This is a genomic window from Streptomyces sp. SID12488, assembly GCF_010548275.1.
In the GTDB taxonomy this organism is placed as follows: Bacteria; Actinomycetota; Actinomycetes; order Streptomycetales; family Streptomycetaceae; genus Streptomyces.
Window position 1 is genome coordinate 1 of the sequence record NZ_JAAGLT010000165.1, and the last position, 389, is coordinate 389.

The following is a 389-nucleotide window of genomic DNA, read 5'->3' on the forward strand; positions in this document are numbered from 1 at the left end:
CACCGGGCGACCGGGCAGATACCCGCGAACCGTCTGGACGTCGAACGCACCACGCTGCATCTCCTGCCCATCGAGCCGGTCGCGCTCGCGCTGGTCGAGGAACGACTGGTCGGTTGGGACCGCACGATCAGCTTCAACTCGGTGCGCTATTCGACCCCGCCGGTCTATACCGGCGTCAGGGTGTGGTGCCGGGTGGTCGGCGAGGAACTGTCCATCACCGCCCGCACCCACTCCGGTGATCTCTCGGAGATTTGGCGCCACCAGCTGTCCACTCCGGGTGTTCCGCAGATCATCGACGCGCACTACCCCGACCATCCCGACGGCCGCAGCATCCACCAGCCGAGGCTGCAGCCGCGTTCGGAGGCGGAGATCGCCTTCGTGGGCATCGG

1 pseudogene is annotated in these 389 nt (G+C 67.6%); it reads left to right on the forward strand.

Annotated features, from left to right (window positions below):
* Positions 1–389: pseudogene (locus G3I56_RS43010) on the forward strand (IS21 family transposase); the annotation flags it as partial.